Raw genomic sequence first — 12,859 nt, 5'->3', positions numbered from 1 at the left:
GATGGCCGCAAGGACGACGCGTTAAATTAGAAAGTACGCATCATCGTTCACGCCCATCGCGAGCAAGCTCGCTCCCACATAGTTCACGACTATTTATCGGGCAAGGCGACGCGGTACTTTAAATCTATATGAGAATTACTATAAATTACGCGATACGAATTGCCACTATCGTGCCACCGTTTATTTCAACGCTGGCACAAAGGGCTCAAGGACAGAAACCGCACCCCCGTGCGGACGGGAGTCATGTTGGAAAACTACTATCGTGAGCTGGTGTGTTTCCTGAACGCCAGGCTGGGCAACCGTCAGGTGGCCGAAGATGTGGTGCATGACGCTTACCTGCGGGTCCTGGAGCGTTCCAGCGAGACGCCGATCGAGCAGCCCCGGGCATTCCTTTATCGCACCGCTCTGAACCTGGTCGTCGATGACCACCGGCGCAATGCCTTGCGGCGCGCCGAGCCGCTGGACGTACTCGATAGCGAAGAAAGCTGTTTCACGCCTTCGCCGCACAAGGCCCTCGATCACGGCCAGCGCCTGGACATGCTCCAGCGTGCCCTGGCGGAACTGCCACGGCTGTGCCGCGAGAGCTTTCTGCTGCGCAAGATCGAGGGGCTGTCCCATTCGGAAATCGCCGGGCAACTGGGTATTTCCAAGGCCCTGGTCGAAAAGCACATTGTTAATGCCATGAAGCATTGCCGTATACGAATGCGACAGTGGGATGCCCACTGAGCCCGCACGGCTAAATTTTTTTTCATTGTCCTCGTTCCTACTCAACAGACGACCTGTTGTGCGGCCCACGGCCTGTCAGGTCACTTAGGTTCAATGCCCCGCTTTTGCGGGGAACATCCAGAGGACACTGGAAATGACACAGGCAATTGCATCGCCCCTCGTTCACGACCTGATCGGCGTCGGATTCGGCCCGTCGAACCTGGCACTGGCCATCGCGCTGCAAGAGCGCGGGGCGAGCCAGGGCAATCTGGATGTGCTGTTTCTCGACAAGCAGGCCGACTACCGCTGGCACGGCAACACCCTGGTGACCCAGAGCGAGTTGCAGATTTCCTTCCTCAAGGACCTGGTGACCCTGCGCAATCCGACCAGCCCTTACTCGTTCGTCAATTATCTCAAGGCCCACGGGCGCCTGGTGGACTTCATCAACCTGGGCACCTTCTATCCGTGCCGCATGGAGTACAACGACTACCTGCGCTGGGTCGCCGGGCAGTTCACCGCGCAAAGCCGTTACGGCGAAGAAGTGCTGACCATCGAGCCGGTGCTGCACAACCATCAGGTCGAGGCGCTGCGGGTGATTTCCCGCGATACGAGCGGGCACCAGCATGTGCGCACCACCCGTTCGGTGGTGGTCAGCGCCGGTGGCACGCCACGTATTCCCGAGGTGTTCAAGGCGCTCAAGGATGACGGCCGGGTGTTCCACCATTCCCAGTACCTGGCGCAGATGGCCAAGCAGCCGTGCGTGAACAACCAGCCGATGAGCATTGCGATCATCGGTGGCGGACAGAGCGCGGCGGAGGCCTTCATCGATCTGAACGACAGCTTCCCGTCGGTGCAGGTGGACATGATCCTGCGCGGCTCGGCACTCAAGCCGGCCGATGACAGCCCCTTCGTCAACGAAGTGTTTTCGCCGGAGTTCACTGACCTGGTGTTCCAGCAGCCCGACAGCGAGCGCGAGCGACTGGTGAACGAGTACCACAACACCAACTATTCGGTGGTGGACATCGACCTGATCGAGCGCATCTACGGCATCTTCTACCGGCAGAAGGTCTCGGGCATCGCCCGGCATGCGTTCCACACCCTGACCACTATCGAAAAAGCCACCGCCAACGAGCGCGGCGTCGAACTGCTGTTGCGCAACAACGCCACCGGTGAAGTCTCGGTGCGTCACTACGACGCCGTGGTCCTGGCCACCGGTTACGAGCGGCAGATGCACCGCAAGTTGCTGGCGCCGCTTGAGGAGTACCTGGGCGATTTCGAGGTCGATCGCAACTACAAACTGATCACCGACGAGCGCTGCAAGGCCGGTCTCTACATGCAGGGCTTCTGCCAGGCCAGCCACGGGCTGAGCGACACCTTGCTGTCGATCCTGCCGATCCGTGCCGATGAAATTGCCGGCTCCTTGTATGAGCACGGCAAGCATCGCGGGCATGGGCGGTCGGTGGTGGATTTGTTGTTGGCGACGGCCAGCTGACGTAGGTGAACTTGTGGCGAGGGGGCTTGCCCCCGTTCGGCTGCGCAGCAGTCGCAAATCCGTCGAATGCGGTCTGTCTGAAAAACCGAGTTAACCGGGTTTTGGGGGCGCTTCGCACCCCAACGGGGGCAAGCCCCCTCGCCACAGTTTTTCGCAATCCTGAACCCTTCCTGAAGAACCCCGAGATTGCCCCGGCAAGATTTTGTAACGGGTTTACTCTGCAAACATCGGGGCGTAAGCTTCGCGCGTTTTCATCCATTACGGAGACCCACAGTGGGTACTTGTTCGAGTGACAGTTGTCGGCCGGTCTCGGTAACCGGCATTTTCTCGGCAAGATAACGCGCAGTCTCCTGTGCCGTTGTCTCGCCGACAAGCGAGCAGCGGCATCCCGTTCATGGCCAGTCCCGGCCGTGTCCCGACGTCCCTCTCATCGACGCTGAACAGTGCGTGGTTTCGACTTTTTGTCGTGGCCGCCGCTCTATCGACACGCCTGTCATTCGTGACCGGCGCGCCAGGCCTTGCTTTGCCGGTTGTTCCGGCGGCAGCGGCGTGGACCTGCCTGCTCGACGGTTTCCCGGCTGACCAAAGGGGCACCAGCCATGAAACTTACCCTCAAGGAATTCTTCGCGGGTTTCCTGCGTAACCGCCACATCGCCCGGCACTTCCGTCGCCTGGCGTTGCTGGAAACCCTCACCGACACCACGGTCAGCCGTGAAGTCCCACCCACCCTGGCGCAAACCCTGGTGGCCGCTGCCGGCAGCGACACCGGTCAATTGCTCAACACCCTGGGCAGTCACACCGACGGCTTGAGCGAGTTCGAAGCCGATGCCCTGCGCGAGCAATTCGGTCTCAATGAAGTCGAGCACGAACAACCGCTGCCCTGGTGGACGCACCTGTGGCACTGCTACAAGAATCCGTTCAACCTGCTGCTGACGTTGCTGGCGGTGATCTCCTGGCTGACCGAAGACATGAAAGCCGCCATCGTGATTTTCTCCATGGTGGTGCTGTCGACCTTGCTGCGTTTCTGGCAGGAAACCAAATCCAACCAGGCTGCCGATGCCCTCAAGGCCATGGTCAGCAACACCGCCACGGTGATGCGCCGGGACGTGGAGGACCACAGCGCGCAGCGGATCGAATTGCCGATCAAGCAACTGGTACCAGGCGACCTGATCGTGCTGTCGGCCGGGGACATGATTCCCGCCGATTGCCGGGTGCTCAGCGCCAAGGACCTGTTCGTCAGCCAGGCAGCCATGACCGGTGAATCGATGCCGGTGGAAAAATTCCCCCGCCAGCAGGACCGCGACACGCTCAATCCGCTGGACCTGGACAACATCCTGTTCATGGGCACCAATGTGGTGTCCGGCACGGCCATGGCGGTGATTCTCACCACTGGCAACAGCACCTATTTCGGTGCCCTGGCCCAGCGCGTCGGCGCCACTGACCGGGCGCCGACTTCGTTCCAGACCGGGGTCAACAAAGTCAGCTGGCTGCTGATCCGCTTCATGTTCGTGATGGCACCGCTGGTGTTGTTCATCAACGGTTTCACCAAAGGCGACTGGACCGAGGCGCTGCTGTTTGCGTTGTCGATTGCCGTGGGCCTGACCCCGGAAATGCTGCCGATGATCGTCACCTCGACCCTGGCCAAGGGCGCGGTGTTCCTGTCGCGCAAAAAAGTCATCGTCAAGCGTCTCGACGCCATCCAGAACTTCGGCGCCATGGACGTGCTGTGCACCGACAAGACCGGCACCCTGACCCAGGACAAGATCTTCCTGGCGCGCAACGTCGATGTCTGGGGCAATGATTCCGACGACGTGCTGGAAATGGCCTACCTCAACAGCTACTACCAGACCGGCCTGAAAAACCTACTGGATGTGGCGGTGCTCGAACACGTCGAAATCCACCGTGAATTGAAAGTCGGCACGGCATTTCGCAAGGTTGACGAGATCCCGTTCGACTTCACTCGCCGACGCATGTCGGTGGTGGTCGCCGGGCACGATCAACCGCACCTGCTGATCTGCAAGGGCGCGGTGGAAGAGGTGCTCGCGGTCTGCTCACGGGTACGTCACGGTGAAGTCGATGAAGCCCTGACCGAAGAACTGCTGGCGCGAATCCGCCAGGTCACGGCCGCGTTCAACGCGGAAGGCTTGCGGGTGGTTGCGGTAGCGGCACGGCCGATGATCGAAGGACGCGACACCTACAGCCTGGCCGATGAGCAGGCACTGACGTTGATCGGCTACGTAGCGTTCCTCGATCCGCCGAAAGAAAGCACCGCACCGGCCCTCAAGGCTCTGGCCGCCCATGGCGTGGCGGTGAAAGTGCTGACCGGCGACAACGAACGGGTGACGGCGAAGATCTGCCGCGAAGTCGGCCTGGAGCAGCAAGGCCTGCTGATGGGCAACGACATCGAGCGCATGACGGATGCCGAACTGGCGAAAGCCGTGGAGACCACCAACGTCTTCGCCAAACTGACTCCCTCGCACAAGGAGCGCATCGTCCGGCTGCTCAAGGGCAACGGCCATGTGGTCGGTTTCATGGGCGACGGCATCAACGACGCCCCGGCCCTGCGCACCGCCGACATCGGTATTTCGGTGGACAGCGCTGTGGACATCGCCAAGGAAGCAGCCGACATCATCCTCCTGGAAAAGAGCCTGATGGTGCTGGAGGAGGGCGTGCTGGAAGGCCGCCGCACCTTCGCCAACATGCTCAAGTACATCAAGATGACCGCCAGTTCGAACTTCGGCAACGTCTTCTCGGTGCTGGTGGCCAGTGCGTTCATCCCGTTCCTGCCGATGCTGCCGATGCACCTGCTGGTGCAGAACCTGCTCTACGACATTTCGCAGATCGCCATTCCGTTCGATAACGTCGACGAGGAAATGCTCAAGCAACCGCAGCGCTGGCAGCCGGGCGACGTCGGGCGCTTCATGCTGTTCTTCGGGCCGATCAGTTCGATCTTCGACATCACCACGTTCGCCTTGATGTGGTACGTGTTCGATGCCAACACCCCGGATCACCAGACCCTGTTCCAGTCCGGCTGGTTCGTGGTCGGACTGCTGACCCAGACCCTGATCGTGCACATGATCCGCACGCCGAAGATCCCCTTCCTGCAAAGCCGCGCGGCCATGCCGTTGCTGGTGATGACCGGGCTGATCATGGCCGTGGGGATTTTCCTGCCGATGGGACCGCTGGCGCACTACTTCAAATTGCAGGCGTTGCCATCGCTGTACTTCGTGTTCCTGCCGGTGATCCTGCTGGCATACATGGCGCTGACCCAGGCGGTGAAGGGGTTCTACATTCGCCGGTTTGGCTGGCAATAAGGCCGCAAAACCTGTGGGAGCGGGCTTGCTCGCGAATGCGATGTATCCGTCACCATCATCATCGACTGACCCACCGCTTTCGAGCAAGCCCGCTCCCACAAGGGGATCGTGTGTTTTTCAAGGAGTTTTATATGCAAGCCATCGACAACCTCAACCTGAGCTCCCTGCTCGATACCCTGGTCAGCCTCAGCGCGGCTTTCATCCTCGGTGGCCTGATCGGTTTCGAGCGCCAGTACCGGCAACGCACTGCCGGCCTGCGCACCAATGTGCTGGTGGCAGTGGGTGCGGCAATTTTCGTCGACATGGCCAACCGTCTCGCCGGTGCCGAAGGCGCCGTGCGGGTCGTAGCCTACGTGGTTTCCGGCATCGGCTTTCTCGGTGCCGGGGTGATCATGCGCGAAGAGGGCAATGTACGCGGCCTCAATACGGCCGCCACGCTCTGGACCTCGGCGGCAGTCGGTGCCTGCGCCGGTGCCGACCTGCTGGCCGAGGCCTTGCTCGGCACGCTGTTCGTGCTCGCGGCCAACACCTTGCTGCGGCCAATCGTCAACAACATCAACCGTCAGCCGCTGGATGTGATTTCGGCGGAAGTCACCAACATCGTCTATGTCATTGCCCGGCGTACGCAGCAGAAAACCGTGCTGGCCCTGCTCGAAGCCGAGCTTGCGCGCTGCAACTATCCGGCCAGCGATGTCGATGTGCACGCCTTCGGCACGGATGAAATTGAAATCGAAGCCACCTTGGCGACTACCTCGGTCGATGGTGATGAGCTGGATGCGCTGGTGGCACGGATTTCGACGTCGACCTTGGTGGTGCAGGCGTTCTGGAGTCCGAGTACTTCGGAGTAAAGGTCAAGGTTTCCCGGGCAAGAGTCAGACTAACCGGCATTTATTTAGGAATTGTCCTACATAAACCTGGGAGGGGCTTCCGTAGGCTTTGCGACCTCTTGAAACCGACATCCTTTTGGAGGTCACCTTGCCGAACAAATCCTTGCGCATCCTGATCGCTGATGCACAGCACTTCAACCGCCTGCGGATCGAGCGGCTGTTCAATCAGCTCGGCTATTTCCGGGTGGCGCCGGTGCAGAGCCTCGACGAGCTCCTTCCCCTGGTGGAGTACGGTTGCGAGCCACTGGACCTGGTGCTCGTCAATGAGTCGATGGCCCGCGGAGCGCTGGACCTGTTCAATTACTTTGCCGACAACCCGCAGGTCCATCACGCGTTTATCTTCAATGAACAGCAGGCGCAGTCGCAGCCAGTCGTGGGCAAAGTCCAGTTCAGCCAGGCCGCTCTGCCTGACCTTGCGTCAATTACGCAGTTGATGAGCGTCGTTGATCCTCGGTTACCGTTTGTCGGAACTGTCATTTCTGTCAGGTAGTTCCTTGCAGCCTTCCATGCAAAAGTCTATGCGCAGCGTTGTGCCCAATCGCTGCGGTACCTGGAGGGCATTTTTTGCCCGATCGTGTTGTTTTGCACGGGAGTAGTCATGAAGTCAGCACTGATTGTGGAAGATCATCCGGTGGTTCGCTCCATGATCAAACTTGTACTCAGGGGCGAAGGATTCACGCAGATTTACGAGGCCGCCCGTGGCGATGAAGTCCTGTCGTTGCTCCGGGAGCATCAACCGGATGTCCTGCTGCTTGATCTGGGTCTTCCGGGGGTGGCGGGGCTGGAGGTGATGAATCGCATCAAGGCCGAAAACACGCGATGTCGCGTGGTGGTGTTCACTTCGCTGGAGGCCCAGTTTTATCAGGACCGCTGCATGCGTGCCGGGGCTGCCGCCTATGTTTCCAAGAGCAAGGACCTGGATGACTTGAAGGCGGCCGTGAATTCGGTGATGGCCGGCTACACCTATTTCGCCCAGATCCCCTCGAGTTCCGTGTCGATGGGGGATTTTCAACGCAGTGAAAAGCAGTTGATCGACAGCCTCTCCAATCGTGAGCTGACCATTCTGCAGTATCTGGCCCGGGGTTCGAAAAACCTGGAAATCGCCGAGATCATGCATCTGAGCTACAAGACCGTCAGTACCTACAAGACCCGGCTCATCGTCAAGCTCAATGTGAGCTCATCGGTGCACTTGAGGGATTTCGCCTTGCGCAATCATTTGATCTGAATGAACGCGCTCCGACGATTGTCCGGTTGGCTGCTGATGGGCCTGTTTTTTTGGGCATCGACGGTCTGCGCGCAACAGTCGTTGACCCTGCTGGGGCGTTCGAGTGCCGAGGGTTTGAGCGTCAGGTTGTCGGACACCGAGTCGCGCTGGCTGCAGCAAAAGCGCCGATTGGTGCTGGCTGTCTCTGCACCGGACTATCCACCCTTCGAGTTCAACACGGCGGGCAAGGTGTTCGAAGGCCTGACAGCCGATTACGCCGGATTGCTCGAACAATTGTTGAACGTTGTCATTGAAGTTCATTGTTTTCCGTCGCGGGCCGATGCGGTGCAGGCCATCAAGGACGGGCGGGCAGACCTGTTGGGGACGGCCAATCGGTTTGAAGCCGAAGATCCACAACTACAGATGTCCAGCGCGTATGCGGTCGATCAACCGGTGCTGGTCACGCGGACCGATTTCCCTCCGGTGGTCGACCCGACACTGGCCGGCAAGCGGCTGGTGATGCTGTATCACTACTTGCCCGAATACAGCGTGCAACAGTTCTACTCCAAGGCGCAGGTCCAGCTGTTTCCCTCGACACTGGCGGCGATGGGCGCCGTGGCGTTCGGCCAGGCCGATGTCTATCTGGGCGATGCGATCAATGCTCACTATCTGATCAGCAAGAACTACCTGAACAACGTGCAACTGACGGACTTCTCGCCCATGGAGTCCGGGCGTTTTGCCTTTGCGATGACCCGCGACAACGTTTCGCTATTGCGTATCGTCAACAAGGCGCTGGCGGCCATCACCACCAACAAGCAACAGAACATCCTGCGTCGCTGGGGGGCCAACGGGGTGTCTATCCCGGGCACCCAGTCATTGCAGTTGAGCGTGGCCGAACAACACTGGCTCGAACGCCACCCACGGGTAAAGGTCGCGATCAACGATAACATCCCGCCGATTTCATTTATCGACAGCGAAGGCCACTTTCGCGGCATTGGTGTCGATTTGCTGGCGAAAATCAGTTTGCGCACCGGGCTGCAGTTTGACATCCAGAGCATGAAGTCGATCGCCGAAATGATAGCCAGCGTCAAGAGCGGGCAAGTCGATGTGCTGGCCGGTATCGGCCTCAGTTCCCAGCGTGAAGATGAACTGTTGTTCACCCGCGCGTTTCTGAGCAGCCCTTCGGTGCTGGTGACCCGTACGGCCGCGGACAGCCCCAGGACGCTGGATGACATGGCGGGAAAAACCCTGGCGCTGACCCAGGGCAACATTGCCGGCGAGTACATTCGCCAGCACTATCCGCTGATCCAACCGGTGGATGCACCACTGTCGACGGACGCCATGGAGATGGTCGCCCAGGGCAAGGCCCATGGCAGCATCAACTCGTTGATCAGTGCCCGTTACCTGATTTCCCGGCAGTATCGCGATCGTCTGCAAGTGACCAGTACCGTGGGCACCGATCCTGCCCGAAGCACCCTGGCAACCAGTCGCGAGGCGACTGAACTGCATTCGATTCTGGACAAGGCGCTGTTGAGTATCCCTCCCGAGGAAATTGACGAACTGACCCAACCCTGGCGCTATGACTCGATGGTCGAGCAGAGTTACTGGCTGCGACACCGACAGGCGATCGTGCAGGCGTTCGCGGTGGCGGGTGTCTTGCTGTTGCTCGCGTTGGCCGGGATCGTCTGGCAGCGCCGGCAGATTCGCCAGCGTCAGCTTTTGCTCGGGCAATTGCAGGAAGCCAAGGATGCGGCGGACGACGCCAACCGGGCCAAGACGACGTTCCTGGCCACCATGAGCCATGAAATCCGCACGCCGATGAACGCGTTGATCGGCATGCTCGAACTGGCGCTGAAACGGGCCGATGAAGGGGAGACCGACCGCGCCGCCATCGAGGTGGCGTCCAACGCCGGGCAGCAACTGCTGGATTTGATCGGCGACATTCTGGACGTCGCGCGGATCGAGTCCGGGCATTTGTCGCTGGCGCCGGAACGGGTCAACCTGCACGCGCTGGTGACATCGGTCTGCCGGGTTTTCGAAGGGCTGGCGATGCAGAAGAATCTGCAATGGCGGGTCGAGCTGGACGAACACAGTGACTGCGACGTGATGCTCGATCCCACGCGCTTCAAACAGGTGCTGTCCAATCTGCTGAGCAATGCGATCAAGTTCACCCGTGAAGGTCAGGTGAGCCTGGCATTGCGAGCACGGCCTCAAGCCCCGGCGCACCTCGCTGTCAGCGTACAGATTGAAGACAGCGGCATCGGTATCAGCGCTTTCGACCAGCAACGCCTGTTCAGCCCGTTCGTGCAGGCGGGTAACAGTCAGCAGACCGCCCGGCAAGGCTCCGGCCTGGGCCTGGTGATCAGTCGAACCCTGTGCGAAACGATGGGCGGCCAGTTGCAACTCGACAGTGAGCTTGGACGCGGGACGCGGGTGGACATCAGCCTGGTGCTGCCGGCCCTGCAAGCGTTGCCCGAGGGAGAGATGCTCCAGGACTCGGCGCAGCTCACCACCCGGGCGTTGTCGATTCTGGTGGTCGACGATTATCCGGCCAATCGCCTGTTGCTCTCACGGCAGCTGAGTTACCTGGGCCACCATGTGGTGATGGCTGAAGACGGCGCGCAGGGGCTGGAACAGTGGCGCGGGCACGGGTTCGACCTGGTCATTACCGACTGCAACATGCCGGTGCTCAGTGGTTACGAACTGGCGGGCGCGATGCGTGAGCAGGAGCGGCTGCAGGGACTGTCACCGATGCTGATTCTGGGTTTTACCGCCAACGCGCAGGCCGAGGAGAAAGCCCGGTGTCGGGCGGCGGGCATGGACGATTGCCTGTTCAAACCCATTCGCCTGGTGGATTTGCAGGCCTGGCTGGCCCAGCGGTTCTCCAGCGCTCCTTTGGTGGCAATCGACGATCCTGGCTTCGCCGAGTTTGATTTGAGCGAGCTGGAACGCTATGCGGATTCGGACCGTGAGCTGATCGATCAACTGATGCTCGATCTGGCGTTGACCAACCGCGAGGACCGCGTGCATTTGCTGGCGTTGCACGCCAGCGGCAATCGCCCGGAATTGCAGGCGCTGGCACACCGGATCAAGGGTGGCGCGCTGATGGTGCGAGCACTTGCCCTGGTCGAGTGTTGCGAACAACTGGAGCAGGCGTGCAATGACGGCCGCGCGGCACTGATCGACGATGCCGTCGACCAGTTGCAGCAAGCCATGACCCGTTTGGAACAGCGTCTGGGGCAGGATTGAGGCTCAATCCCAGTTCGGTGCGATGCCTTTTGGGCTGGTCAAGCGGTGGCCGCGATCCAGCGTTGCGATCAAGGCCATGTCGCTCTCACTCAAGGTCAGCTCGCGAGCCTTCAAGTTGCTTTCGAGGTTGCCCCGGCGAGTGGAAGACGGGATCACCGCGTAACCCGATTGCATGGCCCAGGCTAGGGTGACCTGAGCCGGGGTCACTTGCAGACGTTCGGCGATTTGCTGGATGAGCGGGTCCTTGAGGACTTCACCGTAAGCCAGGGTCATGTACGACGTGATGCCGATACCCTGGCTCTGCGCGAACGCGACGACGTTGCGGTTTTGCAGGTACGGGTGCAGTTCGATCTGGTTGGTGGCGATGTGCTCGGCACCGATGGCTGCAATCGCTTGCTGCATCAGGTCGATGGTGAAGTTGGACACGCCGATCTGTCGGGTCAGGCCCAGGCGCTTGGCTTCGAGCAGAGCGCCCATGAATTGCGCGACGGGCACTTGATCGTCCGGCGACGGCCAGTGGATCAGGGTCAGGTCCAGGTAATCGATTTGCAGTCTGCGCAGGCTTTCCTTCAGGCTCTCGATCAGACGGTCACCCGCCAGGTTGGCGACCCAGATCTTGCTGGTGATGAACAGTTCTTCCCGGGCGATGCCGCTGGCTGCGATGGCTTCGCCGACGTCGGCTTCGTTCTCGTAGATTTGCGCGGTATCGATCACCCGGTAGCCGAGCGCCAGGGCGGTGCTCACCGAGTCGATGACCACCTGGCCTTGCAAGCGAAACGTACCCAGACCGAAGGCGGGAATAGACATTGATGACTCCAGGGGTTGCAGTAGGAATGGGCGGCAGTATCCGCGCCTGTATCCGTGAGAAAAACCGCTGGAGCGGCAAAGCAATGTTTACCGAAAGTCATGAATCGGTAGCAGTCCGGTTTCGTGAGAGTGTCTGATCTGGCGCCTTCGCGAGCAAGCCCGCTCCCACAGGGGAATGCATTCCAAATGTGGGAGCGGGCTTGCTCGCGAAGGCCGCGACTCGGTATGAAGCCTTACCCATCAACTAGCCGCTCAAAGCTTGCAGCTGCCTTCAGGCAATATCACTACGACTGAATTCCTCCCCGAGAAAATCGATCAACGTGCGCACCGACGGCAGCAAGCCCCGGCGCGAAGGGAAGATCGCATGAATCACGCCGCTCTTCGGTACCCAACCCGGCACCAGTTCCACCAGTTGCCCGGCAGCAATCTCATCACGCACCACCACACTGGGCAGGTGCACGATGCCGATCCCGGCGACCGCCGCGTGGCGCAGGGCCAGCAGGTCATCGGTGACCATGCGCGGCGCATGCCGGATCATTGCCGTGCTGCCATCGGCACCGAACAGTTCCCACTGATATTCGCGCTGTGCCGCGCCCCAGTGCAGGCTCGGCAAACCACTGAGGTCGGCCGGGGAGGCCGGTGTCGACAGACGCGATAAAAAGCTTGGGCTGCCAACCACGCTCTGGGTGCTATTGCCCAGCACCTTCATGACCATGTCGGTGTTTTCCAGCGGCGGAAAACGTACCCGCAGGGCAACGTCGAAACCTTCGTGAATCAGGTCGACCCGGCGATTGGTGCTCTCGATGAACAATTCCACCAGCGGGTACTTGAGCATGTAGCGGGTCAGCATCGGCCCGACCCAGGAATTGAGCAGCGCTGTCGGGCAACTGACGCGCACCATGCCCTGGGGCTCGGAGCGGTTGCGCTCGATCAGTTCGGCGGCGCTTTCCGCTTCCACGCGCATGGCCAGGCAGCGCTGGTAGTAGGCCTGGCCGATTTCCGTCAATGAACAATGCCGGCTGCTGCGGTGCAGCAGGCGCACGCCGAGGCGTTCTTCAAGTTCGGCAATGCGTCGGCTGAGTTTGGACTTTGGCATGTCCAGTGCCCGGCCGGCCGCGGCAAAACCGTGATGTTCCACCACTTGGGTGAAGTAGTAGAGGGTGTTGAGGTCTTCCACCATCGTTCTCCAGATAGAACGCTA

The 12,859-nt window shown here is 60.4% G+C and carries 9 protein-coding genes; 7 read left to right on the top strand and 2 right to left on the bottom strand.

Translation table 11 applies throughout. From position 1 onward, the window contains the following. The first annotated feature begins 243 nt into the window (after positions 1-243). The 7 genes from QMK54_RS21945 to QMK54_RS21915 all read left to right on the top strand — a co-directional run bounded on the left by QMK54_RS21945 (position 244) and on the right by QMK54_RS21915 (position 10,851). Positions 244-726, top strand: coding sequence for a sigma-70 family RNA polymerase sigma factor (locus tag QMK54_RS21945; RefSeq protein WP_110662640.1), 483 nt, complete (start codon positions 244-246; stop codon positions 724-726). A gap of 133 nt (positions 727-859) precedes the next feature. Beyond that, on the top strand, positions 860-2,197 hold the full coding sequence (locus QMK54_RS21940) for a lysine N(6)-hydroxylase/L-ornithine N(5)-oxygenase family protein (RefSeq protein WP_320401337.1): 1,338 nt from the start codon (positions 860-862) through the stop codon (positions 2,195-2,197). Positions 2,198-2,796: 599 nt separating this feature from the next. After that, a complete protein-coding gene (gene mgtA, locus QMK54_RS21935) occupies positions 2,797-5,511 on the top strand; it encodes a magnesium-translocating P-type ATPase (protein WP_320401336.1) in 2,715 nt (904 codons plus the stop codon). Positions 5,512-5,642: 131 nt separating this feature from the next. Continuing rightward, the gene (locus QMK54_RS21930; protein ID WP_110660419.1) at positions 5,643-6,359 is read left to right on the top strand and encodes an MgtC/SapB family protein; all 717 of its coding nucleotides are present in this window, start codon (positions 5,643-5,645) and stop codon (positions 6,357-6,359) included. A 127-nt stretch (positions 6,360-6,486) separates the two neighbouring features. Beyond that, positions 6,487-6,888 (top strand): chemotaxis protein CheY, encoded by a 402-nt coding sequence (locus QMK54_RS21925; RefSeq protein ID WP_320401335.1) that lies wholly within the window; start codon positions 6,487-6,489, stop codon positions 6,886-6,888. A gap of 108 nt (positions 6,889-6,996) precedes the next feature. Continuing rightward, positions 6,997-7,623, top strand: coding sequence for a response regulator transcription factor (locus QMK54_RS21920; RefSeq protein WP_320401334.1), 627 nt, complete (start codon positions 6,997-6,999; stop codon positions 7,621-7,623). Further along, complete coding sequence (locus tag QMK54_RS21915; protein WP_320401333.1) at positions 7,624-10,851, top strand: transporter substrate-binding domain-containing protein; 3,228 nt, start codon at positions 7,624-7,626, stop codon at positions 10,849-10,851. Positions 10,852-10,854: 3 nt separating this feature from the next. Here the strand turns inward: QMK54_RS21915 and dkgB are convergent, their stop codons facing one another. Both dkgB and QMK54_RS21905 read right to left on the bottom strand, forming a co-directional pair. Further along, the gene (gene dkgB / locus QMK54_RS21910; RefSeq protein WP_110660416.1) at positions 10,855-11,658 is read right to left on the bottom strand and encodes a 2,5-didehydrogluconate reductase DkgB; all 804 of its coding nucleotides are present in this window, start codon (positions 11,656-11,658) and stop codon (positions 10,855-10,857) included. A 271-nt stretch (positions 11,659-11,929) separates the two neighbouring features. Continuing rightward, positions 11,930-12,838 carry a LysR family transcriptional regulator gene (locus QMK54_RS21905; RefSeq protein WP_110660415.1) on the bottom strand — a complete coding sequence of 303 codons (909 nt, stop codon included), beginning with the start codon at positions 12,836-12,838 and terminating at the stop codon, positions 11,930-11,932. Between the last annotated feature and the right edge of the window lie 21 nt (positions 12,839-12,859).

The sequence above is a fragment of the Pseudomonas sp. P5_109 genome (assembly GCF_034009455.1).
Lineage (GTDB): Bacteria > Pseudomonadota > Gammaproteobacteria > Pseudomonadales > Pseudomonadaceae > Aquipseudomonas.
Note: the sequence above shows the minus strand (reverse complement) of the source record. Positions and strands in the feature narration are given on the sequence as shown.